Origin of the sequence: Pseudomonas sp. SF2, from assembly GCF_036858055.1 — a bacterium.
Taxonomy (GTDB): Bacteria; Pseudomonadota; Gammaproteobacteria; order Pseudomonadales; family Pseudomonadaceae; genus Aquipseudomonas.
In genome coordinates, this window is sequence record NZ_JAMBDI010000093.1 from 1 (window position 1) to 546 (window position 546).

Consider the following 546-nt stretch of genomic DNA (forward strand, 5'->3'; position numbering starts at 1 on the left):
CTGATCATGGCAACCATCTGGCTATTTAACACAACATCACACTCAGGACATAAACCTGCTATTGGCGGACAGCTACTCAGTTTATCCAAAAACATTTTATACCTGCGAAACCCCTGGGTTACAGATTCAGTTTTCATGGGAAAATTGTACTGCGCAATGATTATCGTATTAATGATTGGCCTATACCCCGACCTACTATCCTACGAAGCCTGGAGCCCATATACCTTTAGCCCTATCCTGATCATTGGAACAGTGATTGGACCATTTATTTTTCTTCCGTTTCTTGCTTATCGAATATATTTCATAAAACGTCTATCAAGCATCTGTCTCAACCGAACCTCCAAAAAAATCTACTATCAACGATTAAGCAAGACATTAGTCTTTGATTGGAGTAATACCGGAGGGGGGATTTTCAAGCGCACTGAGTTTGGCGGTTCATCGTTCAGCACCAGCTATGCCCTCGCCTTCGCCCCTCGCCGAGAGGACGGCAGCCTTCACCAAAAGGATTGCCTCTGGGTCGACAGCAACGAACCTACCGAACCCGGC

At 45.4% G+C, this 546-nt stretch carries 1 pseudogene; it reads left to right on the forward strand.

The features are described from left to right. Nucleotides 1-6 precede the first annotated feature (6 nt). Nucleotides 7-546: pseudogene (locus M2S36_RS25015) on the forward strand (hypothetical protein); the annotation flags it as partial.